Source organism: Streptomyces sp. NPDC026589, assembly GCF_040638385.1.
GTDB lineage: Bacteria > Actinomycetota > Actinomycetes > Streptomycetales > Streptomycetaceae > Streptomyces.
This window is the reverse complement of the sequence record NZ_JBEZYG010000003.1, coordinates 395,774-418,104: the sequence shown is the minus strand read 5'-3', so window position 1 is coordinate 418,104 and position 22,331 is coordinate 395,774. Positions and strand designations below refer to the sequence as shown.

Here is a 22,331-nt window from a genome sequence, read left to right as displayed (position 1 = left end):
GGGAGCGGGACCTCGTCCGGGGGCGAGGACGGCACTGCGTGGAGCAGCGGGACCTCAGGTGAGCGTGAGGGTCAGCACTCCCGCGTAGGAACCGGCCCCGGTGAAGGCGGGCACGTCCAGGGAGAGCCCCGCGTCGACGGCGAACTCCCCTCCGGTGGCCGCCCCGTCGGGCGTGGACGCCAGGGTGGCCCCGGCGCTGCCGACCGATCCGGCGCTGCCGGCCGCGCAGGTGCTCGGGCTGCCGGGCTTCGTGGCGCAGGACGGGGTCCAGTCGAGGGCGTCGGCGCTGATCCGCGCCCCGCCCGGACCCTTGAAGTCGGTGACCTTACCGGTGAGGGACCAGCCGGCGGGGCCGCCGCGGAAGTCCTCGACGGTCACCGTGCGCAGGGCGCCGGTGGAGGCGCCGCCCCGGCCGAAGTCGACCCCGGACAGCTGGACGCTGTCGCCGGCCTGGGTCATGGAGAGGGTGCCCGCCCGGACGGTCGTGGTGAGCTGCTGGCTGCCGTCGGGGATCTCGCCGCCCCCGGTGACGGTGTACGCCAGCGGGCCGGCGCCCTTCGCCGCGTCCCAGGCACCGCCCTCGTAGGCGACGACGCCGGTGGTGGCCGGGTCGCTGACGGCGAGCCGGGCGGTGAAGGCCCCGGATCCGTCGGCGGTGGCCGTGGCGGTGTCCCCGGTCTGCGCGTCGCCGTCGCGGCCCGCCACGGTGATGCCCGCGCCCGGGGTGAACTCCGTTCCGGTGACGGTGACCTCGTCGCCCGCCGCCCCGGAGGCGGCCGAGAGCTGGACGGTACGTTCGTTGGCCTGGCCGCCGCCGGTGGCGACGACGGTCTCCGACACGGGAGCGGGCGGGCCCGTCACCGTGCAGGGGGTGTCCAGCTCCATGATGTAGCTGGTGTGGATGTTGTAGTCGCCGGGCGACAGGGTGATCGCGCCGGGTGCGGTGACGGTGAACGTGCCCGTCATGGAGAACGACGGGAAGGCGCCCTTACCGGGGACCGGGGGGTTCTTCTTGGGCCCCGCGACGGTGACGCCGCCGCTCTGCGCACCGCCGAGGGTGACCTTCCCGGTCGGCGTCATGATGTCGGCGGGCAGGGCCAGGTCGACCGGGTTGCTGGCGGCGGGCACGACCACGGTGTAGGTCACGGCGACGGTGTCGCCGACCTGCGGGGTCGCGTTGTCGACGGTGATCCGCGCGGTCGTGGTGCCGTCGATGGGCGGGATGCCCGCGATGGGCGGCGGGATGCAGTGGGTGGGGAAGTCCACCGCGACGGAGGCCGTCGCGGCGGCCTGCGCCGGGCCCCCGAGCAGCCCTCCCCCGGTGACGACGAGTGCGGTGATGCCCAGGGCGGCGGCCCAGCGGCGCCGCGGTTCGGTGGATCTTCGCATGGTCGGTCGCATGAATTCGGTGCCCTCCTGCGGAAAGCGGTACGGCGGCTCTTCCGTACCGGCAGGGGGCCATTGATGACCCGGGCGAAAAAGAAGTCAATGCAGACGAAACGCGGCGACTGATGGCCCATCAGATGATGGCATGATCGGCTGCCGGGCGGGCGCCCCTCTTCGGCCCGCGGGCCGAACGGGCCCGCTCGACCCGCCGCCGCACACCGGACCGGCCGCCGCCGCACACCGGACCGGCCGCCGCCGCACACGGACCGGCCGCCGTCACCCACCGGGCCGGCTGCCGTCGGACGGCCGGGTCAGCCCGCCGTGACCCGGATCCGCAGCGTGCCGTCCGGGCCCGCGAGCAGCACCGGGGTGTCCGGTCCGCCGAGGTCCCGCACCGCGGCCCGGTCGTCGTCCGAGGGCGTCTCGGCGGCGGAGACGACAGCGGCCGCCTCCAGCGAGGTGGCGCCGCTGGCCACCGCCATGGCGACGGCGGTCTGCAGGGCGCTGAGCTTCAGCGAATCCAGCGCCACCGTGCCCGCGACATACGTACGTCCCGTCTCGTCGCGTACGGCCGCGCCCTCGGGCACCCCGTTGCGGGCACGGGCGCTGCGCGCCAGGGTGACGATCTTGCGGTCCTCGGCGTCGAGCTCCGTGGTGTCGGTCATGGCACGAGCATACGAAGCGGGCGGAGCCCCACGCGGGTCACCCCCGGCGGGGTCACGGAGGGCCCGGCGGGCCCGCGCAGCTCGCCCCGGTCACCGGGAGCGTCCGGCCGGCCCGGACCGGTCGGTCGCCCCGGCACCGTACGCGTACACGCGTTCCCTACGGCCGGTCCAGCCGCAGCCGCTCCGCCTTCGGGAGTCCGGCGACCACCAGGTCGTAGGAGTCCTCGACCAGCTCGCGCAGCAGCCGGTCCGGGACGCCGGAGACGGTGACCGTGTTCCAGTGGCGCTTGTTCATGTGCCAGCCGGGCACGATCGCGGGGTGCGTCTCGCGCAGCCGGATCGCCTCGTCGGGATCGCACTTGAGGTTGATGGTGAGCGGCCGCCCGTCCAGCGCGGTGAGGGCGAACATCTTGCCGAGCACCTTGAAGACGGAGCTCTCCGGGCCGAACGGGAACTCCTCCACGCTCGCGTTGAACTCCAGGCAGAAGGCCCGCAGCCGCTCCGGTGTCATTCGGCTTCCTTCTCCTCGGTCTCCTGGTGCTCCGGCTCCACGAGCACCGTGACGATCTTGTTCCGGCGGCCCGCGGGGGATTCCGCGGTGAGCCGGAGCCTGCGGCCGTCGGGCAGCTCGACGGCCGCGGACGCGCCGGCGATCGGGACCCGGCCGAGCGCCTTGGCGAGCAGGCCGCCGACGGTCTCCACGTCCTCGTCGTCGTACTCGTCGAGGTCGAAGAGGTCGCCGAGGTCCCCGATGTCGAGCCGGGCGGTGACCCGGTAGCAGCCGTCGCCCAGCTCCTGGACGGGCGGCAGCTCCCGGTCGTACTCGTCGGTGATCTCGCCGACGATCTCCTCCAGGATGTCCTCGATGGTGACGATGCCCGCGGTGCCGCCGTACTCGTCGATGACGACCGCGACGTGGCTGCGGTCCTGCTGCATCTCGCGCAGCAGGTCCCCGGCGTTCTTGGTGTCGGGGACGAAGGCGGCGGGGCGCATCGCGGTGGAGACCGGGTCGGCCTCGGACTCTCGGTTGATGTGCGTCTTGCGCACCAGGTCCTTGAGGTAGACGATCCCGACGACGTCGTCCTCGTTCTCGCCGGTGACCGGGATCCGGGAGAAGCCGGAGCGCAGGGCGAGGGTGAGGGCCTGCCGGATCGTCTTGTAGCGCTCGATGGAGACGAGGTCGGTGCGCGGCACCATGACCTCGCGGACCAGGGTGTCGCCCAGCTCGAAGACCGAGTGCACCATGCGACGCTCGTCGTCCTCGATGAGCGACTCCGCCTCGGCGAGGTCGACCATGGCGCGCAGCTCGGCCTCGCTGGCGAACGGCCCCTTGCGGAACCCCTTGCCGGGGGTCAGCGCGTTGCCGACGAGGATCAGCAGCTGCGGGACCGGCCCCATGATCCTGGCCAGCGGCACCAGGACGTACGCGGATGCCGTGGCCGTGTTCAGCGGGTGCTGGCGGCCGATGGTGCGCGGCGAGACGCCGATGGCGACGTAGCTGACGAGCACCATCACGCCCATCGCGACGGCCAGCGCCTCCCAGGTCTCGGGCAGCTCCTGGAGGCAGGCGTAGGTGACGAGGACCCCGGCGGACATCTCGCAGGCGACCCGCACCAGCAGGGCGACGTTGAGATAGCGGGTCGGGTCGGCCGCGATCTGCGCCAGCTTCGCGCTGCCGCGCCGGCCGGACCGGACCGCCTCGTCCGCCCGGAAGCTGGAGGTGCGGGCGATACCGGCCTCCGCGCAGGCGGCCAGCCAGCCGCCGACGACCAGCAGCACGGCCCCGATGATCAGGGGCGCGCTCACGAGACGGTGGGGGCGGGGGACGCGCCGGTGAGCCCGTGCTCCCCGCGCCAGCCGTCCACGATGGCGGCCTGGAGGCCGAACATCTCGGCCTTCTCGTCCGGCTCCTCGTGGTCGTACCCCAGCAGGTGCAGCACTCCGTGGACGGTCAGGAGCTGGAGCTCCTCGTCCATGGAGTGCTGCGTCGGGGCCTCTTCGCCCTGTTTCTTCGCCACCTCCGGGCAGAGCACGATGTCACCGAGGAGCCCCTGCGGGGGCTCCTCGTCGTCCTTGGCCGGCGGACGGAGCTCGTCCATCGGGAAGGACATGACATCGGTCGGACCGGGGAGGTCCATCCACTGGATGTGCAGCTGCTCCATGGCGTCGGTGTCCACCACGATCACCGAGAGCTCGGACAGCGGGTGGATCCGCATCCGGGCCAGTGCGTAGCGGGCGATGTCGAGGATCGCCTGCTCGTCGACCTCGGTTCCGGACTCGTTGTTGACGTCGATCGACATGGTGCGCTGCGACTACTTCCCTTTACGGCGGTCGCGTCGGCCGTCTTCGCGGCCTTCCGCCTGACCGTCCTGCTGACCGTTTCGGCTGTCGTACTTCTCGTACGCGTCGACGATACGGCCGACGAGCTTGTGCCGGACGACATCCTGGGAGGTGAGCCGGGAGAAGTGCACGTCGTCCAGGCCCTCCAGGATGTCCTGGACCTGCCGAAGCCCGCTCTTGGTACCGCTCGGCAGGTCGACCTGGGTGACGTCACCCGTGATGACGATCTTGGAGTCGAAGCCGAGGCGGGTGAGGAACATTTTCATCTGCTCGGCGCTGGTGTTCTGCGCCTCGTCGAGGATGATGAACGCGTCATTGAGCGTGTTGTGCGTCAGCAGGTAGTCCTGCGTGACGTAGAGCGAGTCCTCGGCCGCCACCTGGATGCAGACCGCCTCTTCCCGGCCCGCCGGCTCGATGCTGTCGATGAACCGCATCGGGCGTCCGCCGCCGCCGGCCGCGTGGTACTTCTCGGCCTTGCGGGCGAGACGGAAGGGCTCGATGCCCTCGGGAAGCCGGATGTCGACGACGTGGGCGTCGTAGCGGTGGTGGACCGGCCTCCCCTTGGCCAGGCCCGGTGCCCGCCCTTCCGCCGCCCGACGGCGGGTGTACGCCACTCCTCCGAGCGACTGCACCAGCGCGATCACATCGTCGCGCAGGACGATCGAAGCGGTCGAGTACTGGACGCGGCAGGTGCGGTCCGACTGGGGGACCGGACCGCCGTCGGCATCCAGAAGACCCTGGAGCACCCCGAGGCGGACTTCGGCGGAATTACGCAGATAGTCGTCCGGAACGAACTTCGAGTGGGACCGGGTCCCGAGAAGGTCCAACTGGCGCAGGATGGCGGTGACCGGGTTCTCCAGGGTCACCACATCGCCCGGCGCCTTGGTGCGGTTCAGCACGTAGTCCGGCCCGCCCTTGTGCCGCAGGGTGACGCCTGTGAGCGCTCCTTGCAGGGCTTCGGCAAGCTCCTGGTCGGCGGTGGCGAACGACGGTGTGGTGGAGCCGGTGAGGCAGCCGTCGCCGAGCAGCAGGCCCAGTGCGTACGGGTCCATCGGGACCTCGCGCTCCGGGAAGCTGACGGGTGCGGTCAGCATCGGCAGCTCGTAGCGGCGGGCGTGCGCCGCACGGAGGTTGCCGATCATCTCCTTGGTCTCCAGGACCCGCCACGGCTTGTCCCGGCGCTTGTCCGACGCCGTACGGACCGTCCACAGGTGCTCACCACAGCACAGAGTCCAGGAACCGTCCTGAGCGCTGACGCGGTAGATGTCCCTCTCCCCCTGCGGGTAGACGCCGAGGACAGGAGTCGGTTCACCATTCGAGCCAATGACCAAGTCGCCGACCTGAAGGTCTCCAATGGGCCGCCACCCATCCGGCGTCAGGACGTTGGTGAAGACAGGTTGGCTCCTGCCCCGCATATACGCCAGCGGCGCGACCTCGATCGTGCCCGCCGCCATCAGCCGCGGGATCGAGTCGGGGTCGAGCATGTCGTGCAGGGCGTCGTAGAGCGGGCGCAGATACGGGTCGATCTTGTCGAACAGGGTGCCCGGCAGGAAGCCGAGCCGCTCCCCCGCCTCGACTGCGGGCCGGGTCAGGATGATCCGGCTGACCTGCTTGGACTGGAGTGCCTGGACGGCCTTGGCCATGGCGAGGTAGGTCTTGCCCGTGCCGGCGGGGCCGATGCCGAACACGATCGTGTGCTCGTCGATCGCGTCGACGTACCGCTTCTGGTTGAGCGTCTTGGGGCGGATGGTGCGACCGCGGTTGGAGAGGATGTTCTGCGTGAGCACCTCGGCGGGCGTCTCGCCCCCGGACTCTCCCCCGCCGGCCGCCCTGAGCATGGCGATCGACCGTTCCACTGCGTCCTCCGTCATCGGCGCTCCGGTGCGGAGCACGAGCATCATCTCGTCGAACAGGCGTTGGATGAGAGCGACGTCGGCGGCCTCGCCCGTGGCACTGATCTCGTTGCCCCGGACATGGATGTCGGCCGCCGGGAAAGCCTCTTCGATCACGCGCAACAGCGAGTCACCCGATCCCAGGAGCATCACCATGGGGTGTGCGGCCGGGATCCTGATCTGGGCACGCGCCTGCGGCTGTGTGGGTGTCTGAGTCATGGGCCGGCCCTCGGGCCTGCGCATACCTCCCGTTGCAGGGTTCTCGCTGCTCGACAACCTCTGGACCACCAAGCCTACGACCTGGCGGTGACAGCGCAGAGTGCTTTTACCGCCCGTGTGTGCGACTCGGGCCGGAGGCCGGTCACTGGCGGAAGCCGATCGTGGGCACCGCGCGCCGCAGCGGCCAGGCACGGGCCGTGGCGGGCAGGAGGTCGTCCAGGAAGGCGTAGCGCTCCAAGGCGGCGGGGTCCTGGCGCGCGCAGGTGCGGATCAGCTGCCACCAGGCGGCGACCTCGGCCCAGCCGGGGGCGGAGAGCGAGCCGCCGAACTCCTGGACCGAGAGGGCGGCGGTGAGCCCGGCGAAGGCGAGCCGGTCGGCGAGCGGCCAGTCGGCGAGGGTGCCGGTCACGAAGCCGGCGACGAAGACGTCCCCGGCGCCGGTGGGGTCGAGCGCCTCCACCTCGATGGCGGGCACGGCCGCGGCGACGCCGGTGCGGCCGTCCACCGCGTACGCGCCCTCGGCGCCCAGGGTGACCACGGCGAGCGGCACGCGTTCGGCGAGCGCGTGGGCGGCGGCGCGCGGGCAGTCGGTGCGGGTGTAGCGCATCGCCTCCTCGGCGTTGGGCAGGAACGCCTCGCAGTGCGTCAGGTCGGGCAGGGCGTCCAGGTCCCAGCGGCCGGTCTCGTCCCAGCCGACGTCGGCGAAGATCAGCGCGCCGTCGCGGGCGGCGGTGGCCACCCAGGGCTCGCCCCGGCCCGGCGTGAGCGAGGCGATGGCGGCACGGGCACGCGGCGGGCAGTGCGGGAAGGCCGGGGCGGGGGCGGGAGTTCCGGTGGGGGCGCCAGGTCCGGTGGGGGCGCCGGCTCCCGTGGACACGGAGGTTCCGGTGGGGGCGGAGGTTCCGGTGGGAAGGCCGGTTCCGGCGGGAAGGCCGGTTCCGGCGGGAAGGCCGGTTCCGGTGAACGCGGAGGCGCCGGTGGACGTTCCGGTCGGAGTCGGTGCCTCGTGGCCGTGCGAGACCATCGTGCGCTCGCCCTCGTACGCCATCGAGACGGTGACCGGGGAGTGCCAGCCGGGGACGGTGTGCGACATCGACAGGTCGATCCCCTCGCCCTGTTCGAGGGCGTCCCAGCAGTACTCCCCGTAGTGGTCGTCGCCGAAAGCGGCGGCGAGGGAGGTGTGCAGGCCGAGGCGGGCGAGGGCGGTGGCCATGTTGGCGACGCCGCCGGGGCTGGAGCCCATCCCCCGGGCCCAGGACTCGGTGCCGCGCACGGGGGCACTGTCCAGGCCCGTGAAGATGATGTCGAGGAAGACCGGGCCCGTCAGGAAGACGTCGCAGGCGGGGTCCCGGGGGGCGCGCAGCGCCCGCAGCGGGTCGATGCCCGGAGTGTCTGTGCTCACCGTGCGCTCCCGGTGTCGTGCGGCGGATCTCGGCCGGATCCGGACCGTGTGCGGTGCGGCCAGTCTGCACGATGCGCCCGGGCGAACACAGTGTCCACGCCCATGTGTTCGCAGCACGCCTGACCTGCATAAACGTGCGCTAATACCCGAGGTTCGCCCACATAAACACATAAGTGGCCCAGATCACAGCGAGGCGGCTTCCGGGGAACCGGAAGCGCTTGATACAAATTGCCCCGCGAGCACCTTCGGGGACCTTCTCCGACGAGAGCCGCATATCTCAGCATTCCGCTGTAAAACCCTGTCGTACCCGTGTGCCGTCGCCTGCCTTCGCAGGCGCCGCTCGCTCCGCCGTGCCCCGCTCCACCCCTCCCCCTCCCCCCTGCCTGCTCAGGCATGTCTTCAGGAACGCCCATGTCCTCGCGCCCTGGTGCCGCGTGGCCCCTGGTGGCCGTGTTCACCGCCGGTTACCTCGCCTCCTACCTGCTCCCCACGATCGTCGGCCGGCTCAGCGCCCAGCTGGGGCTGAGCCCCGCCCAGGCCGGCCTGGTCGGCAGCGCCCTGCTGCTCAGCTCGGCCAGCGCCGGCTTCTCCCTGGCGGGCCGGGTCGAGCGGTACGGGGCACGCACCCCCGCCCGCCTCGGCCTGGTGCTGGCCGCCGTCGGTTACGGGGGCGCCGCACTCGCCACGTCCGTGCCGCTGGTGGTGCTCGGCGTGGTCGTCGGCGGCTTCGGCTCCGGCACGGCGACGGCGGTCGCCGCGGCCGGGATCGCCGCCCGGCGCGACCCGCACCGGACGTCCTCGCTGGGGCTGCTCACCGTGTCCGCCACCGCGGGCGTCCTCTATCTGACCATCCCCCACCTGGGCGGCGGCCACCGGCTTCCGTTCGCCGCGATCGCCCTGGTCGCCCTGCTCGTCTGGCCCGCGACCGCCCGGCTCGGCGGGGCGACGACGGCGGAGGAGTCGGCCTCCCCGGTCACCGGCCGGCTCCCGCACCGCCGCTCCGGTCTCGTCCTGGCGGGCGGCATGCTCGTCTGGTCGATGGCGCAGAACGCGCTCTGGGGTGTGAGCGGCCGCATCGGCGCGGTCCAGGTGGGGCTGTCCGAGGTCACCGTCGGCGCGGTGTTCGCCGCCGCGCTCGGCGCGGGGCTGCTCGGTGTGACGGGCGCGGGGATCCTCGGCGCGCGGCTCGGCCGGGCGGTGCCGATCGGGCTGGGGACCCTGGTCATCGCGGCGAGCATCGTGCTCAGTTCTTCGGCCCGGGATCTCGGATCGTTCGCGACCGGGGAGATCGTGTGGAACACCTTCTACCCGGTGGTCCTCTCCTACCTCATCGGTCTTGCCGCCTCCCTGGACGTGCGTGGCCGCTGGGCGGTGCTGGCGGGCTCCGCCTCCTCCGTGGGGGTGGCCTGCGGTCCGCTGCTGGGCAGCGTGCTCTCCGCGGAGGCCGGCTATCCGACGATGGGGCTGATCCTGGGGGCGGCCACCCTGCTGGTCGCCGCCCCGGTGACCGCCGTGGCGCTGCACACCGGCGGCCGTCCGCTGGTGCCCGGCTCGGTGCGTCGTCGCGGTGGCGCCCCGGCCGCCCTGCTCGCCGCCACCACCGGAAGCCTGTCCGGCGCGGTGCCGAAGCTCGGCTCACCCGAGCAGGCCGTCACGGAGCTGCGGGTGCCGGCCCTGCGGCGCAGGCGGCTGGTGCGCAGCGCGATCCGGACGGCCGGTCCGGACGGCGGTTCCGGTCAGTCGAACGCGTACGCCTCGACCTCGGACAGGTAGCGCGCCCTGCGCTCCTCGTCGTGGTCGAGGAAGGCCGCCTCGAAGGAGTTGCGTGCCAGGGTGCGCAGCTGCTCCGGCTCCAGGGCGAGCGCGTCGCGGACGGCGTCGAAGTTGTCCCCGGCGTACCCGCCGAAGTAGGCGGGGTCGTCGGAGTTCACCGTGCAGTGGAGTCCGGCGGCCAGCATCGCCGGCAGGGGGTGGTCGGCGAGCGTGTCGACCGTGCGCAGCCGAACGTTGGACAGCGGGCAGAGCGTGAGCGGCACCCGGTCGGCGACCAGCCGCTCCACCAGCTCCGGGTCCTCCAGGCAGCGCAGTCCGTGGTCGATGCGCTCGACACCGAGGACGTCCAGGGCCTCCCTGATGTACTCCGGCGGGCCCTCCTCGCCCGCGTGGGCCACCTTGCGCAGGCCGAGGGCGGTTGCCGCCTCGTAGACCTCGCGGAACTTGGCGGGCGGGTGGCCGACCTCGGCGGAGTCCAGGCCGATCGCGCTGATCCGGTGCAGGTACGGCTTGGCCGCGTCCAGGGTGCCGAGGGCCGATTCGGCGGACAGGTCGCGCAGGAAGCACATGATCAGCTGGGTGGAGACCCCGTGGGTCTCCTCGCTGCGCTCCAGCGCCCGGCCGATCCCCTCGATGACGGTGCCGATCGGGACGCCCCGGGCGGTGTGGGCCTGCGGGTCGAAGAAGATCTCGGCGTGCCGGACGCCCTGGGCGGCGGCGCGGGCGAGGTAGGCGTCGACGAGTTCGGCGAAGTCGTCCTCGGTGCGCAGGACGGCCATCAGCGCGTAGTACAGGTCGAGGAAGGACTGGAGGTCCTCGAACCGGTAGGCGGCGCGCAGTTCGTCGGTGGAGGCGTAGGGCAGGGCCACCTCGTTGCGCTCCGCGAGGGCGAAGGCCAGCTCGGGTTCGAGGGTTCCTTCGATGTGGAGGTGGAGTTCTGCCTTGGGGAGGTGCACGGTGTCTCGCAAACAGGGGTGGGGTCGGATCAGAGGCGGTGGCGGATCAGAGGTGGTGGCGGATCAGGAGTGATGGCGGGTGGGGACCGGGACCCGGGTCAGGTCCTGGGCGACGGTGAGTTCGCCGTCGAACCCGGCGGCGCGGGCCTGGGTCTCGAAGAGCCGCGGGTCGCCGTAGCGCTGGGAGAAGTGGGTGAGCACGAGGTGGCGGACGCCCGACTCCTTCGCCACCCGGGCGGCCTGTCCGGCGGTCAGGTGCCCGTGGTCGACGGCCAGCTTCTCGTCCTCGTCGAGGAAGGTCGACTCGATGACGAGCAGGTCGCAGCCCTCGGCGAGCGCGTACACCCCGTCGCAGAGCCGGGTGTCCATAACGAACGCGAACCGCTGCCCGCGCCGCTCCTCGGAGACCTGCTCCAGCGTGACGCCGCCGAGGACGCCGTCGCGCTGGAGGCGGCCCACGTCCGGTCCGGCGATGGAGTGTTCCTTCAGCAGGGCGGGCAGCATGCGCCGGGTGTCGGGCTCGGTGAGGCGGTAGCCGTACGACTCGACGGGGTGCGAGAGCTTCGCGCTGTCCAGGGTGTACGCGGGGGTGGTGGCGAGGACTCCGCCGGTCCCGACGACCGGGGCCTGGTTCAGCTCGACGGTCTCGCGGTAGGCGGTGGCGTACCGCAGCCGGTCGAAGAAGTGCTGCCCGCTCGCCGGGTAGTGCGCGGTCACCGGGTGCGGCACCTGGTCGAGGTTGATCCGCTGGATCACCCCGGCGAGCCCGAGGGAGTGGTCGCCGTGGAAGTGGGTGACGCAGATCCGGTCGATGTCGTGCGCGGCGACCCCGGCCCGCAGCATCTGCCGCTGGGTGCCCTCGCCCGGGTCGAAGAGGATGCCCTCGCCGTCCCAGCGCAGCAGATAGCCGTTGTGGTTGCGGTGCCGGGTCGGGACCTGGCTGGCGGTGCCGAGCACCACCAGCTCGCGTACGGACATGGTCGGGGGGCTCCGTTATCCGGGGGGCCACTGGAGGCCGCGGCCGCCCAGGACATGCGCGTGGGCGTGGAAGACGGTCTGGCCGGCGCCGGAGCCCGTGTTGAAAATGATCCGGTAGCCGCTGCCGTCGACCTTCTCCTCGGCGGCGACCTCCCCGGCCTCGCGCAGGACGTCCGCGGCGATGAGCGGTTCCGCGGCGGCGAGGGAGGCGGCGTCCGGGTAGTGGGCCTTCGGGATGACCAGGACGTGGGTCGGGGCCTGCGGGTTGATGTCGCGGAAGGCGACGGTGGTCTCGCTCTCGCGGACGATGGTCGCCGGGATGTCTCCCGAGACGATCTTGCAGAACAGGCAGTCGGACTGCGGCTCTCCCGCCATGGCGCCGGGCCTCCTCGTTCGCTGGTGAGTCGGTACAGGTGATCACTGGTGAGTCGGTACAAGTGATCAGGTGATCAGTACAGGGGCATGCTATCCCCGGCCCTCGGGACCGTGTTCAGCCCCAGCGCCCCGTACGCCCCAGCAGCAGCGCGGTCGCGGCGGTCCCGGCGGTGGAGGTGCGCAGGACGCTGCGGCCGAGCCGGTAGGGGCGGGCGCCCGCCTCGGCGAAGGCGGTCAGCTCCTGCGGGGAGACGCCGCCCTCCGGTCCGACGACGAGCACGATGCTGCCGGCGGCGGGGAGTCCGGCGGTGGCGAGGGGGGTGCTGTCGTGGTCGCGGTCCTCGTGGAGGACCCCGGCGAAGTCGGCGGCGGCGAGGAGGGCGGCGACCTGCTTGGTCGTCATGGCCTCGGCCACCTCGGGGAAGCGCACCCGGCGGGACTGCTTGCCCGCTTCCCGTGCGGTGCCGCGCCACTTCGTCAGGGCCTTGGCTCCCCGGTCGCCCTTCCACTGGGTGATGCAGCGGGCCGCCTGCCAGGGCACGATCGCGTCGACGCCGGTCTCGGTCATCGTCTCGACCGCCAGCTCGCCCCGGTCGCCCTTGGGGAGCGCCTGGACGACGGTGATGCGCGGGGCGGGCGCGGGCTCCTCGTGGATCGTGTCGAGGCCGTTGACCGTGAGCCGGTCCTTGCCCTCGGCGGCGTGGACGACGCCCTCCGCCCAGTGGCCGAGCCCGTCGGTGAGGACGACGTCCTCGCCGGGGTGGAGCCGCTTCACGGAGACGGCGTGCCGTCCTTCGGGTCCGTCCAGGACGAACTCCGGCCCGGTGGGCATCCGTTCGACGACGAAGACCGGTGCGGTCACCGGGGGCTCCTCATGCTCAGGGCCGACCGGGCGGCCTCCAGTTCGGCGGCGAGCAGCTCGATGAGCTCGCCGACGGGCAGTTCCCGGGCCATCCGGTGGCCCTGTCCGGCCCACAGGGCCATGCCCTGGGCGTCGCCGGACTTGGCGGCGGCCAGGCGCAGCCCGCTGGTGACGTAGTGGACCTGGGGGTAGGCGGCGGGGGCGTAGGGGCCGTGTTCGCGGACGAAGCGGTTGACCAGGCCGCGGGCGGGCCGCCCGGAGAAGGCACGGGTCAGCTCGGTGCGGACGAACAGCGGGTTGGTCAGGGCCTGCTTGTGCAGCGGGTGCGCCCCGGACTCGGGGCAGACCAGGAAGGCGGTGCCGAGCTGGGCGGCGTCCGCGCCCGCCGCGAGGACGGCGGCGATCTGCGCGCCGCGCATCAGGCCGCCGGTGGCGATGATCGGGATCTGCACGGTCTCGCGGACCTGGGTGATGAGGGAGAGCAGACCGGTGCCGGTCTGGTCGAGCTGCGGGTCGTCGCGGTGGGTGGACTGGTGGCCGCCCGCCTCGACGCCCTGGACGCAGACGGTGTCGGCGCCCGCCCACTGGGCACTCTGGGCCTCCTCGGCGGAGGTGACCGTGACGATGGTGTGCGTCCCGGCCCTGGCGAAGGCGTCCAGGGTGTCGCGGGTGGGGCAGCCGAAGGTGAAGGAGACCACCGGAACGGGGTCCTCCAGCAGGATCGCGACCTTCGCCTCGTAGCCGTCGTCGCCGCTGCTGTCCGGGTCGCCGAGCGGGGTCTCGTACCAGGCGGCCTCACCGGCGAGCTGGTGGCGGTAGACCTCGACGGCGCTGGGGTCGGCGAGCGCGGGCTGCGGCATGAAGAGGTTGACGCCGAACGGCCCGCCGGTGAGCCGGCGCAGCTGTTTGATCTCGTTGTACATGCCGTCCGCCGTTTTGTACCCGGCGGCCAGGAATCCGAGCCCGCCGGCTTCGGCGACGGCCCCGGCGAGCTGGGGTCCGGACGTGCCGCCCGCCATGGGGGCCTGCACGATCGGATACCGGCAGAGATCGGTCAACTCGGAGGACATGACCGCATCGTGCCATGTCCTGTGCAACGGGGCCGAATCAGCCAGCGACGGCGTGACCGGTTCTGCCGCCGTACGCCGCACCGCCCGCCGGTTCGGGACCGGCGGGCGGTGCGGTGAAAGGCGGAAAGCGGTTCAGCGGCCGTTGAACGCGTCCTTCAGCCGGGAGAAGAGCCCTTGCTGACCTGGCTGAAACTGGCCGAGGGGCCGTTCCTCGCCGCGCAGCTTGGACAGCTCCCGCAGCAGCCGCTCCTGTTCCGCGTCGAGCTTGGACGGGGTCATCACCTCGACGTGCACGATCAGGTCGCCCCGGCCGCCGCCGCGCAGATGCGTGATGCCGCGCCCGTGCAGGGGCACGGACTGGCCGGACTGGGTGCCGGGCCTGATGTCGATGTCCTCCAGGCCGTCCAGGGTCTCCAGCGGACACTTGGTGCCGAGGGCCGCGGCCGTCATGGGGACGGTGACCGTGCAGTGCAGATCGTCGCCGCGCCGCTGGAACACGGCGTGCGGCAGCTCATGGATCTCCACGTACAGATCGCCGGGCGGGCCGCCGCCGGGGCCGACCTCGCCCTCGCCGGCGAGCTGGATACGGGTGCCGTTGTCGACGCCCGCGGGGATCTTCACGGTCAGGGTGCGCCGCGAGCGGATGCGGCCGTCGCCGGCGCACTCCGGGCACGGGGTGGGCACGACGGTGCCGAAACCCTGGCACTGCGGGCAGGGCCGCGAGGTCATGACCTGGCCCAGGAAGGACCGGGTGACCTGCGAGACCTCGCCGCGGCCGCGACACATGTCACAGGTCTGGGCGGAAGTGCCGGGGGCCGCGCCCTCGCCGCTGCAGGTGTTGCAGACGACGGCCGTGTCGACCTGGATGTCCTTGGTGGTGCCGAAGGCCGCCTCGTTGAGGTCGATCTCCAGCCGGATCATGGCGTCCTGGCCCCGCCGGGTCCGCGAACGGGGCCCGCGCTGCGCGGCGTTGCCGAAGAACGCGTCCATGATGTCGGAGAAGTTACCGAAGCCGCCGGCTCCGAAACCGCCCGCGCCACCGCCGCCGCCACTGGCGGAGAGGGGGTCGCCGCCGAGGTCGTAGACCTGCTTCTTCTGCGGGTCCGAGAGCACCTCGTAAGCGGCGTTGATCTCCTTGAACCGCTCCTGGGTCTTCGGGTCCGGGTTGACATCCGGGTGCAGCTCGCGTGCGAGCCGACGGAATGCCTTCTTGATCTCGTCCTGAGATGCGTCGCGGCGCACGCCGAGTACGGCGTAGTAGTCCGTGGCCACTTACGACTCCGCCAGGATCTGTCCGACGTAACGTGCCACTGCGCGTACCGCTCCCATCGTTCCGGGGTAGTCCATGCGGGTCGGTCCGACCACGCCGAGTTTGGCGACTGCCTCGTCGCCCGAACCGTAGCCGACCGCGACGACGGACGTGGAGTTGAGCCCCTCGTGGGCGTTCTCGTGCCCGATCCGTACGGTCATGCCGGAGTCCGTGGCCTCACCGAGCAGCTTCAGCAGGACGACCTGTTCCTCCAGTGCTTCCAGCACCGGCCGGATCATCACCGGGAAGTCGTGTCCGAAGCGGGTGAGGTTGGAGGTGCCGCCGATCATCAGCCGCTCCTCCGTCTCCTCGACCAGTGTTTCGAGGAGGGTGGAAAGGACCGTGGAAACCGTCCCGCGGTCCTCGCTGTCGAAGGATTCCGGCAGCTCCTGCACCAGTTGCGGGACATCCGCGAAGCGGCGTCCGACGACCCGGCTGTTGAGCCGGGCCCGCAGATCCGCGAGCGATGCCTCGCCGAAGGGCGCAGGGCAGTCGATCATACGCTGTTCGACCCGGCCCGTGTCCGTGATCAGGACGAGCATCAGCCGGGCGGGGGCGAGCGCCAGCAGTTCCACGTGCCGCACCGTCGAGCGGGTCAGCGAGGGGTACTGCACGACGGCGACCTGCCGGGTCAGCTGCGCGAGCAGCCGCACCGTCCGGCCGACCACGTCGTCGAGGTCGACCGCGCCGTCGAGGAAGTTCTGGATGGCCCGGCGCTCGGGCGAGGAGAGCGGCTTGACGCCCGCGAGCCGGTCGACGAAGAGGCGGTACCCCTTGTCGGTCGGGATGCGTCCCGCGCTCGTGTGCGGCTGGGCGATGAAGCCCTCGTCCTCCAGCACCGCCATGTCGTTGCGGACGGTGGCCGGGGAGACCCCCAGCCGGTGCCGCTCGGTCAGCGCCTTGGAGCCGACGGGCTCCTCGGTGCCGACGTAGTCCTGGACGATGGCGCGCAGCACTTCGAGTCTGCGTTCGCTGAGCATCGCGCACACCTCCAGCTGTGTCTCTCGGTGTCTGTCTGGCACTCGGTGCGTTCGAGTGCCAGCAATCCCCGTGGTCAGTGTACGGGGGTGGGGTGGGGCGGGGGCAAGGGCGACCGGCCACGCCTCCACGAGACCGCGCAGGTCGTTGCCGATAGCGTCCTGGTATGGACGTCGCTTGGGAAGACTTCGGCTGGGAGCGGTTGGGCAACGGTATCGGCAGGCGGCGCCTCCCCGGCTGGGACGCCACCGCCGCGCTGGTCGCCGGGGAGGACGGCGCGTTGCTGTACGACACCGGCGCCACGCTGCGCGAGGGGGTCGAGCTGCGGCGGCAGGCCGAGGCGCTGCTCGGGCGGAGGGTGACGCATATCGCACTGAGCCACCCGCACTTCGATCATGTGCTGGGCACCGCCGCGTTCGCCGGTGCCCAGGTGTACGGGGCGGTGGGCGTCGCGGCGCTGCTGCGCGGCGGGGCGGAGAGCCTGTGCGCCTCGGCTGTGCGCCACGGGGTGCCGGAGGGCGAGGCGGCCCGGTCGGCGGACACGCTGGTGGTCCCGCACCACGAGGTGTGCGGCGACTGGACGCTGGACCTGGGCGGCGGCCGTCAGGTGCTGCTGGCGAACGTGGGCCCCGGGCACAGCGGCCATGACCTCGCGGCGCTGGTGCCGGGCACGGGCGGTGAGCCTCCGGTGGTGTTCTGCGGTGATCTGGTCGAGGAATCGGGCGAGCCGCAGGCGGGCCGGGACGCGATCACCTCGCTCTGGCCGGCCGCGCTGGAGCGGCTGCTGGCGCTGGGCGGCGAGGGTGCGCTGTACGTGCCGGGGCACGGGGCGGTGGTGGACGCGGCGTTCGTGCGGGCGCAGCGGGCGTCGCTGGCGGAGCGCTTCGACGTGGACCTCGACGCGGGACCCGGCGTGGACGTCAACGCCGGACTCGACGTGGGATGAGCCCTGACGCGGGTACGGCGAATATCGTCGTGCCATGCGCAGCTACCAGCCGGACCTGACCCCGCCGTGGAAGAGGTCCGCCCCCGTGCCCGAGGTGCCCGCCGAGCCCGATCTGGTCGTGGAGGAGGTCTCCACCGGCTTCTGCGGGGCGGTGATCCGCTGCGAGAAGACGGCCCAGGGGCCGACGGTGACCCTGGAGGACCGCTTCGGCAAGCACCGGGTGTTCCCGATGGAGCCGCGCGGCTTCCTGCTGGAGGGCAGGGTCGTCACGCTGGTGCGCCCGGGCCCGGGCGGCCCGGTGCGTCCCACCCGTACGGCCTCCGGTTCGGTGGCGGTGCCCGGGGCGCGGGCCCGGGTGGCGCGGGCCGGGCGGATCTATGTGGAGGGCCGGCACGACGCGGAGCTGGTGGAGCGGGTGTGGGGTGACGACCTGCGCATCGAGGGCGTGGTCGTGGAGTACCTGGAGGGGGTGGACGACCTGCCGGCGATCGTCGGGGAGTTCGCTCCGGGGCCGGACGCCCGGCTGGGGGTGCTGGTGGATCACCTGGTGCCCGGCTCCAAGGAGTCCCGGATCGCCGAGCGGGTGACCGGGGACCATGTGCTGGTGGTGGGGCACCCGTACATCGACGTGTGGGAGGCGGTGAAGCCGTCCTCCGTGGGGATCGACGCGTGGCCGGTGGTGCCGAGGGGGCAGGACTGGAAGACGGGCGTGTGCCGGGCGCTGGGATGGCCCCAGAACACCGGGGCGGCCTGGCAGCACATCCTGTCCAAGGTCCGCAGCTACAAGGATCTTGAACCCCAACTGCTGGGCCGGGTAGAGGAATTGATCGACTTCGTCACCCTTCCGGACTGATGTCCGGAGCCTGATTCCGACCTGTTGCAGGACTGTCGCAGAGGATCTCGTGCCGATCCCTATGAATGCCTGCGTCCCACACGCACCATCGGTTATTGAGGTGGAGGAACGGGCAGGCGGTTCACGGGCCGAAGGGCTCACGGGGGAAGGGCGGGTACCGATGGCGCGCGAGGTCTGGCGGGACAGTGCGGACAACGAGGCGGCCTCGGCCGTCTTCCATCTGATACAGCAGCTGATCGACCGGTACCGGGTCAACCGGCCGGTGATGCCGCTCGTGGTGGTCCAGGCGGCGGACGCCGGGGCCGGGCCGGAGATCGACGCGCGGGTGGAGCAGCTCGTGCATCAGGTGCACCGGGCCAACGAGTTGCGCCGGGTGCCGGTGCGGCTGCTGGACGGCGAGGGGGCGACCCCGTACGAGGCGGCGCTCGCCATGGTGCGCACGCTCTCCGAGAAGCCGTGGGAGACCCGCGAGAACACCCAGTACAAGACCTTCTCCTTTCCCCGCTCCCGGCTGCTCGGGGCGATCGAGCAGGCCACCGCGACGGTGGTCGAGCAGTCCGACGGGAACACCTCCGAGGTGCGCGAGGAACGGATCCTGGAGCAGCTGAGCCGGCTGCGCTGGCGGTCCGGCCGGCCGCGCGGGGGCACCCGGTGGGCCTCGCTGCGGCAGTCGGTGCGGCCCGAGACGTTCGTCGGCGCGCTCTTCATCGCCCTGCTCAGCGTGTTGCTCGGGGAGATCGGCTGGCTGCTGACGGCCCTGGTGGCGGCCGTCGCGCTGATCGGGCTCGCCGTGGTGGGCCTGGCGAGCCGGGCCGCGCCGCCGCTGCTGTGGGTGCGCCGGGCCAGCCGGTGGTTCGCCACCACCTCGTCCCTGGCCGCCTCCAGCACCGGCTATCCGTCGGACGGCTGGTCGTGGCTGTCGCCGAGCGGTTCGTGGCGGGTGATCCGGGCGCGGGCGGCGGCGGTCGCGGAGCGGGTGGCGGACGCGGGGGCGGGCGACGAGTACGCGCGCCAGTTCCATCTGGAGCTGCGGGTGCAGGCGCTGCTGGAGGATCTGCGGCACAACTACCGCCCGCACTCCCTGGACTGGCGGCGCAGCAAGCGCACGGTCCCGCCGGTGGTGTTCTTGCCCCGGGCGACCCAGGACAACGGCGGCATCCTGCTGATCAACGCGATCAACAGCGTACGGTCGCGGCGCAGCGAGGTGGATCCGCTGCTGCTGCTCGCCTCGCTCCAGGCCCCCGAGATCATGCGGCACACGCCGCCGCTGCCCCCGGAGCGGCCGGGGTCCGGTGCGCCGTCCGGTTCGTCCGGGGCGCGGGCCCGCTACGAGCGCTGGGTCGACGATCTGAGTCTGGGCCAGTCGCCGGGGGCGGCGGCGACCCTGGCGTGGGTGCTGCTGCTGCCGCTGTCCACCGAGAAGCTGACCCACGAGCACGCGCACGCGCAGCTCGTCACCCACCGGGTGCGGCGGACCTGGGCGTGGTGGGTGATGTCGCGGGCGAGCATCGCCGTGCTCGTCGTGGGCAGTCTGCTGGGGGCGTTCCTGTGGGCCGGGCACTGGCGCGACACGTACTGCCACGGGCCGCTGACCGACCGGAACACGGACGCGATCTGGGCCGGGAAGGGGGACGACCGGGAGTGCGTGGGGGTGGCGACCGCCCCCGAGGTGCGCTTCGCGCGGGGCAACGACCTGGATCTGAACGGGGCCGGGGAGGGCATCACCTTCGAGCGGATCGAGCAGGCGATCCGGGACGAGAACGACGACATCGAACCGGGCGACACGTACGTGACGGTCGTGTACGCCGGTCCGCTCACCGCCACGGGGAAGGAGCGGGAGGAGACCCGCAAGGGCCTGGAGGAGCTGACCGGCGTCTATCTCCACCAGCGGGAGGTGAACAAGACCGTGCGCCGGTCGGTGAAGCTGCGGGTGCTGACCGCGAACGGCGGCGAGGACATGCTGCGGCAGCTCACCGCCGTGCGGAAGATCATCGAGGTGGCCCGGCGGGATCCGACGGTGGTCGGGGTGGTCGGTCTCGGCCGCAACACCGACGAGAGCGACGACGCGGTGAAGCTGCTGCGCGAGGCCGGGCTGCCGGTGGTGAACACGACGAACTCCAGCAGCGACCTGCCCCGGGAGTTCCCCAACTACTTCGGCCTCGCGGCGACGGACGAGGAGCAGACGCACACGCTGGGGCTGGTCGCCCGGCAGATCGCGAAGGACCTCGACCGTCCGCACGCGCTCGTGCTGTCGCGCGAGGACCGCAACGGGGACCTGGACCGGTACACCGCCGAGCAGCGGGACGCGGGCCGGCAGATGCTGCACGACGCGGGCTTCGATCTGGGCAAGGACGTGCCGTACGACCTGCCGGGCGGGGCGAGCCTGAACGCCCCGCTGACGACCATCTGCCGGGCCGAGCGGGTCCCCGACGCGCTGTACTTCGCGGGGCGGGTCGAGGACGTACCGACGCTGATGCGGGGCCTGTCGGTGACCACCGGGTGCTCGGACCGTCGGATGACGGTGTTCACCGGGGACGATCTGACGAAGGGGACGTTCGACGCCAGCACGTCCATCGCGGCCAACGTCACGCTCTACCACAGCTCGCTCGCTCCGCTGGACCGGGGAAAGAACCTCGGTTTCTACGGGGACGCGTACCGCACGCTGCGGGCGCTGCACCCCGAGGGGGAGGTCACCGCGCTGGCGTCGGGGGGTGCGGCGTACGAGGACGGCCTGTTCGCCAGCGGGCAGACCGTCATCTCCTACAGCGCGACGGCCGCCCTGTACGACGCGGCGGCCCGCGGCGACAAGCGCCGGAGCGCGGCGGAGACCTGGGCGACCCTGCACACGGTGGACCTCAACAACATGCCGACGGGGACGATCTCGTTCAGCCGGACGCGGTCCTCGGTCTCCGACAACGTGCACGGCCTCAACATCGTCAAGGTGGTCCGTCCCAAGCCGAACGCCGATCGGACCGTGGTCTGCGGCAAGCCTGCCGGGGTCGCGCCCCCGCTGACGGTCAAGGACTGCCGGCCGTGAGGCGGCCCGGCCGGTTCAGTCGACGAGGTCGCGGACGACGGCGTCGGCCAGGAGCCGCCCGCGCAGGGTGAGGACCGCGCGGCCCTGCCCGTACGGCTCCGGGTCCAGCAGCCCGTCGGTCAGGGCGCGGCGGGAGGCGGCGAGGCCGTCGGGTTTCAGGAGGGAGAGCGGGCAGCCCTCGCGCAGCCGGAGCTCCAGCAGGATGCGCTCGACCCGGCGGTCCTCCTGGCCGAGGACCTCGCGGCCCGCGCCGGGTGAGCGGCCCTCGGAGAGCGCCTGGGCGTACGCGCCGGGGTGCTTCACGTTCCACCAGCGGACCCCGCCGACGTGGCTGTGGGCGCCGGGGCCCGCGCCCCACCAGTCGGCGCCGCGCCAGTACAGCTCGTTGTGCAGGCAGCGGCCCGCCTCGGTGGTGGCCCAGTTGGAGACCTCGTACCAGTCGAAGCCGGCGGCGGCGAAGGCCTCGTCCGCGATGAGGTAGCGGTCGGCGTGCGCGTCGTCGTCGGTCATCGGGATCTCGCCGCGCCGGATGCGGCGGGCGAGCTGGGTGCCCTCCTCGACGATCAGGGCGTACGCGGAGACGTGGTCGGGGCCCGCGCCGATCGCGGCGTCCAGGGTGGCCCGCCAGTCGTCGTCGGACTCACCGGGGGTGCCGTAGATCAGGTCGAGGTTGACGTGGTCGAAGCCGGCCGCCCGGGCCTCGGCGACACAGGCCTCGGGGCGGCCGGGGGTGTGCGTGCGGTCCAGGATCTTCAGGACGTGCTGCTTGGCGCTCTGCATGCCGAAGGAGACCCGGTTGAAGCCGCCCTCGCGGAGCGCGGCGAGGTAGGCCGGGTCGACGGACTCCGGATTGGCCTCGGTGGTGATCTCCGCGTCGTCCGCGAGCCCGAACTCCTCCCTGATCGCCGCCAGCATGCGCACGAGGTCCGCCGCGGGCAGCAGGGTGGGCGTGCCGCCGCCGACGAAGACCGTGCGCACGGGGCGGGGGTCGTCGCCGAGGACCTTGCGGGCCTGGCGGACCTCCTCGATCAGGTGGGCGGCGTAGTTGTCGCGGGAGGCCAGGGCCCCGCCGGAGCCGCGCAGCTCGGTGGCGGTGTAGGTGTTGAAGTCGCAGTAGCCGCAGCGGGTGGCGCAGTAGGGGACGTGCAGGTAGAAGCCGAGCGGGCGGTCGGCTGCGCCTTCCAGGGCGTGGCGGGGCAGCGCCCCGTCGTCGGGCACGGGCTCACCATCGGGCAGTACGGAAGGCATACCGACCATTGTCGCTCGCCGCGGGGGTTCCCCGGACCGGGT

At 72.3% G+C, this 22,331-nt stretch carries 19 protein-coding genes; 4 read left to right on the top strand and 15 right to left on the bottom strand.

The window, feature by feature from the left end; genetic code table 11:
- Positions 1-54: 54 nt before the first annotated feature.
- From AB0F29_RS07770 to AB0F29_RS07740, 7 genes are all read right to left on the bottom strand, one after another.
- On the bottom strand, positions 55-1,389 hold the full coding sequence (locus AB0F29_RS07770; protein ID WP_361868539.1) for a beta-xylosidase: 1,335 nt from the start codon (positions 1,387-1,389) through the stop codon (positions 55-57).
- A gap of 308 nt (positions 1,390-1,697) precedes the next feature.
- Entirely contained in the window at positions 1,698-2,051 is a 354-nt protein-coding gene (locus AB0F29_RS07765) for a cytidine deaminase (protein ID WP_018961205.1), read from the bottom strand.
- A gap of 157 nt (positions 2,052-2,208) precedes the next feature.
- The gene (locus tag AB0F29_RS07760) at positions 2,209-2,562 is read right to left on the bottom strand and encodes an MmcQ/YjbR family DNA-binding protein (RefSeq protein WP_361868535.1); all 354 of its coding nucleotides are present in this window, start codon (positions 2,560-2,562) and stop codon (positions 2,209-2,211) included.
- On the bottom strand, positions 2,559-3,857 hold the full coding sequence (locus tag AB0F29_RS07755; protein ID WP_361868532.1) for a hemolysin family protein: 1,299 nt from the start codon (positions 3,855-3,857) through the stop codon (positions 2,559-2,561). Before AB0F29_RS07755 ends, AB0F29_RS07760 begins: the two co-directional genes overlap by 4 nt.
- Positions 3,854-4,351 (bottom strand): rRNA maturation RNase YbeY, encoded by a 498-nt coding sequence (ybeY, locus tag AB0F29_RS07750; protein ID WP_003969265.1) that lies wholly within the window; start codon positions 4,349-4,351, stop codon positions 3,854-3,856. The genes AB0F29_RS07755 and ybeY overlap by 4 nt, the downstream gene beginning before the upstream one ends.
- A gap of 12 nt (positions 4,352-4,363) precedes the next feature.
- A complete protein-coding gene (locus AB0F29_RS07745) occupies positions 4,364-6,502 on the bottom strand; it encodes a PhoH family protein (protein ID WP_361868530.1) in 2,139 nt (712 codons plus the stop codon).
- Positions 6,503-6,644: 142 nt separating this feature from the next.
- Positions 6,645-7,904, bottom strand: coding sequence for a PfkB family carbohydrate kinase (locus AB0F29_RS07740; RefSeq protein ID WP_361868527.1), 1,260 nt, complete (start codon positions 7,902-7,904; stop codon positions 6,645-6,647).
- A gap of 411 nt (positions 7,905-8,315) precedes the next feature.
- On the opposite strand from AB0F29_RS07740, the gene AB0F29_RS07735 reads away from it, so the two are divergent.
- Positions 8,316-9,677 carry an MFS transporter gene (locus AB0F29_RS07735; RefSeq protein WP_361868525.1) on the top strand — a complete coding sequence of 454 codons (1,362 nt, stop codon included), beginning with the start codon at positions 8,316-8,318 and terminating at the stop codon, positions 9,675-9,677.
- Here AB0F29_RS07735 and AB0F29_RS07730 read toward each other — a convergent pair.
- The 7 genes from AB0F29_RS07730 to hrcA all read right to left on the bottom strand — a co-directional run bounded on the left by AB0F29_RS07730 (position 9,641) and on the right by hrcA (position 16,207).
- Entirely contained in the window at positions 9,641-10,633 is a 993-nt protein-coding gene (locus AB0F29_RS07730; protein WP_361868731.1) for an adenosine deaminase, read from the bottom strand. The two genes, AB0F29_RS07735 and AB0F29_RS07730, sit on opposite strands and share 37 nt — an antisense overlap.
- Before the next feature lie 63 nt (positions 10,634-10,696).
- On the bottom strand, positions 10,697-11,611 hold the full coding sequence (locus AB0F29_RS07725) for a ribonuclease Z (RefSeq protein ID WP_361868522.1): 915 nt from the start codon (positions 11,609-11,611) through the stop codon (positions 10,697-10,699).
- Between the two features lie 15 nt (positions 11,612-11,626).
- Positions 11,627-11,986 carry a histidine triad nucleotide-binding protein gene (locus AB0F29_RS07720; RefSeq protein ID WP_361868519.1) on the bottom strand — a complete coding sequence of 120 codons (360 nt, stop codon included), beginning with the start codon at positions 11,984-11,986 and terminating at the stop codon, positions 11,627-11,629.
- Positions 11,987-12,101: 115 nt separating this feature from the next.
- On the bottom strand, positions 12,102-12,848 hold the full coding sequence (locus AB0F29_RS07715) for a 16S rRNA (uracil(1498)-N(3))-methyltransferase (protein ID WP_361868516.1): 747 nt from the start codon (positions 12,846-12,848) through the stop codon (positions 12,102-12,104).
- Positions 12,845-13,918 carry a nitronate monooxygenase gene (locus tag AB0F29_RS07710; RefSeq protein ID WP_361868514.1) on the bottom strand — a complete coding sequence of 358 codons (1,074 nt, stop codon included), beginning with the start codon at positions 13,916-13,918 and terminating at the stop codon, positions 12,845-12,847. The genes AB0F29_RS07715 and AB0F29_RS07710 overlap by 4 nt, the downstream gene beginning before the upstream one ends.
- Positions 13,919-14,050: 132 nt before the next feature.
- Positions 14,051-15,190, bottom strand: a complete 1,140-nt coding sequence (gene dnaJ, locus AB0F29_RS07705) for a molecular chaperone DnaJ (protein ID WP_069754761.1) — start codon at positions 15,188-15,190, stop codon at positions 14,051-14,053.
- Complete coding sequence (gene hrcA / locus AB0F29_RS07700) at positions 15,191-16,207, bottom strand: heat-inducible transcriptional repressor HrcA (RefSeq protein ID WP_361868511.1); 1,017 nt, start codon at positions 16,205-16,207, stop codon at positions 15,191-15,193.
- A 164-nt stretch (positions 16,208-16,371) separates the two neighbouring features.
- Here hrcA and AB0F29_RS07695 point away from each other — a divergent pair, with 164 nt between their 5' ends.
- From AB0F29_RS07695 to AB0F29_RS07685, 3 genes are all read left to right on the top strand, one after another.
- Positions 16,372-17,151, top strand: a complete 780-nt coding sequence (locus AB0F29_RS07695) for an MBL fold metallo-hydrolase (protein WP_361868508.1) — start codon at positions 16,372-16,374, stop codon at positions 17,149-17,151.
- A 34-nt stretch (positions 17,152-17,185) separates the two neighbouring features.
- A complete protein-coding gene (locus AB0F29_RS07690; RefSeq protein ID WP_018961219.1) occupies positions 17,186-18,004 on the top strand; it encodes a DUF3097 domain-containing protein in 819 nt (272 codons plus the stop codon).
- A 160-nt stretch (positions 18,005-18,164) separates the two neighbouring features.
- On the top strand, positions 18,165-21,041 hold the full coding sequence (locus AB0F29_RS07685; protein WP_361868505.1) for an ABC transporter substrate-binding protein: 2,877 nt from the start codon (positions 18,165-18,167) through the stop codon (positions 21,039-21,041).
- Positions 21,042-21,056: 15 nt separating this feature from the next.
- Here the strand turns inward: AB0F29_RS07685 and hemW are convergent, their stop codons facing one another.
- Positions 21,057-22,298 (bottom strand): radical SAM family heme chaperone HemW, encoded by a 1,242-nt coding sequence (gene hemW, locus AB0F29_RS07680; RefSeq protein WP_361868502.1) that lies wholly within the window; start codon positions 22,296-22,298, stop codon positions 21,057-21,059.
- Between the last annotated feature and the right edge of the window lie 33 nt (positions 22,299-22,331).